The organism is Nocardioides panaciterrulae, from assembly GCF_013409645.1.
Classification (GTDB): domain Bacteria; phylum Actinomycetota; class Actinomycetes; order Propionibacteriales; family Nocardioidaceae; genus Nocardioides; species Nocardioides panaciterrulae.
In genome coordinates, this window is sequence record NZ_JACCBG010000001.1 from 1,602,501 (window position 1) to 1,605,000 (window position 2,500).

At 63.4% G+C, this 2,500-nt stretch carries 1 protein-coding gene and 2 rRNA genes (2 of these 3 only partly in view); all 3 read left to right on the forward strand.

Going from position 1 to position 2,500, the window contains the following annotated elements; translation table 11 throughout:
• Positions 1-1,165: ribosomal RNA gene (locus BJZ21_RS07515) — 23S ribosomal RNA — on the forward strand (it extends 1,964 nt beyond the left edge of the window).
• Positions 1,166-1,341: 176 nt separating this feature from the next.
• Positions 1,342-1,458: ribosomal RNA gene (gene rrf, locus BJZ21_RS07520) — 5S ribosomal RNA — on the forward strand.
• A 443-nt stretch (positions 1,459-1,901) separates the two neighbouring features.
• Positions 1,902-2,500, forward strand: partial view of a hypothetical protein gene (locus tag BJZ21_RS07525; protein ID WP_343052013.1) — the 5' portion only. It continues 22 nt past the right edge of the window; the window shows 599 of its 621 coding nt (coding positions 1-599); it begins with the start codon at positions 1,902-1,904; the stop codon falls past the right edge of the window.

Sequence of the window (2,500 nt, forward strand, 5' to 3'; positions counted from 1 at the left end):
TGGGAGCGGTGATGGCCGCAGAGACCAGGCCCAAGCGACTGTTTACTAAAAACACAGGTCCGTGCGAAGTTGTAAGACGATGTATACGGACTGACTCCTGCCCGGTGCTGGAAGGTTAAGGGGACGGGTCAGCAGGTAACTGCGAAGCTCAGAACTTAAGCCCCAGTAAACGGCGGTGGTAACTATAACCATCCTAAGGTAGCGAAATTCCTTGTCGGGTAAGTTCCGACCTGCACGAATGGAGTAACGACTTGGGCGCTGTCTCAACCGTGGACTCGGCGAAATTGCACTACGAGTAAAGATGCTCGTTACGCGCGGCAGGACGGAAAGACCCCGGGACCTTTACTATAGTTTGGTATTGGTGTTTGGTTCGGCTTGTGTAGGATAGGTGGGAGACTGTGAAACCTCGACGCCAGTCGGGGTGGAGTCAACGTTGAAATACCACTCTGGTCGTACTAGATGTCTAACCTAGGTCCGTAATCCGGATCAGGGACAGTGCCTGATGGGTAGTTTAACTGGGGCGGTTGCCTCCTAAAATGTAACGGAGGCGCTCAAAGGTTCCCTCAGCCTGGTTGGCAATCAGGTGTTGAGTGTAAGTGCACAAGGGAGCTTGACTGTGAGACAGACATGTCGAGCAGGGACGAAAGTCGGAACTAGTGATCCGGCGTCGGCATGTGGAAGCGACGTCGCTCAACGGATAAAAGGTACCCCGGGGATAACAGGCTGATCTTCCCCAAGAGTCCATATCGACGGGATGGTTTGGCACCTCGATGTCGGCTCGTCGCATCCTGGGGCTGGAGTAGGTCCCAAGGGTTGGGCTGTTCGCCCATTAAAGCGGCACGCGAGCTGGGTTTAGAACGTCGTGAGACAGTTCGGTCCCTATCCGCCGCGCGCGCAGGAAACTTGAGAAAGGCTGTCCCTAGTACGAGAGGACCGGGATGGACGAACCTCTGGTGTGCCAGTTGTCCCGCCAGGGGCACGGCTGGTTAGCTACGTTCGGAAGTGATAACCGCTGAATGCATCTAAGCGGGAAGCACGTTTCAAGATGAGGTTTCCCACCCACTCGATGGGGTAAGGCCCCCAGCAGAACACTGGGTTGATAGGCCGGAGGTGTACAGCAGTAATGCCCAGCCGACCGGTACTAATAGGCCGAGGGCTTGTCCCACAACCACATCACCACAACACCACGAGACACCGCATGCGGTGTGTGCTACGCGTCCACTACGCAGTTCCCAACCAACAAGCCGTTGGTCATGAGAACTCAATATATGAGTCGAACACTCCAGCTTGGAGACACCCCCTGACACCGTGTGTGTGGGGTGTGTGTGTCTCCGCCAGAGTTACGGCGGCCATAGCGAAAGGGAAACACCCGGTCCCATCCCGAACCCGGAAGTTAAGCCTTTCAGCGCCGATGGTACTGCAGTCGCGAGGCTGTGGGAGAGTAGGACGCCGCCGGACAAACATTGGGCGTAGGGGCCACCTCCGGGTGGCCCCTACGTCATTTGCAGGACAGGCCCTGTCCTAGTCTTCTTGGCAGTCGAGAACGCAACAGAGGTGTGAGCACCGTGGCAGAAGATCGTCGCAACAAGCGTCCTGCGCGAGACGGGGACCGCCCGTCGGGTCCTCGCCGGGAGGGCCGGTCCGGAGCCCCCGGGTCGGGTCGATCCCGCGACACTCGCGGCCAGGGCGGCGAGGGCCAGTCCGGGCGCGGTCGCAGCGCCGGGCGTCCGGACCGCCCGGGAGGCGGGAACCGGCGGTCCGACGACCGGCGATCCGACGACCGCCGATCCGATGCCCGGCGGTCCGATGACCGACGGACCGGCCCGCGCACCCGCGACCAGGCCCAGTACGACGGCCCCGAGCTGCCCGAGGAGATCACCGGTCGCGAGCTCGACCGCTCGGTGAGTGCCCAGCTCAAGGGGCTGCCGGAGAAGCTGGCCGCCCGCGTCGCGCGCCATCTCGCCGCCGCCGGAATGTTGGTCGACACCGACCCCGAGAGTGCCTACCAGCACGCGCTGGCCGCCCGGGCCCGCGCACCGCGGCTGGCCGTGGTCCGCGAGGCAGCCGGCGAAGCGGCCTATGCCGCGGGCCACTACGCGGAGGCACTGGCCGACCTGAGGGCCGCCAAGCGGATGAACGGGGCGACGGCGTACCTGCCGATCATGGCGGACTGCCACCGTGCCCTCGGCCAGCCCGAGCAGGCGATCAAGCTGGCCAAGAGTCCCTCGGTCGCCAACTTCGCCACCGAGGCGAAGGCGGAGATGACCATCGTCGAGGCCGGCGCCCGGCGCGACATGGGCCAGTTCGACGCCGCCCTGCGCACCTTGGAGCTGGCCCCGCTGACCTCCAAGAGTCGCGGCGCCTGGGTCGTGCGCCTGCGCTACGCCTACGCGGACACCCTCGAGGCTGCCGGCCGCGACACCGACGCGCTCACCTGGTTCCACCGCACCTATGCGATCGACGGGGACCAGCTCACCGACGCCGCCGAGCGCGCCGAGCA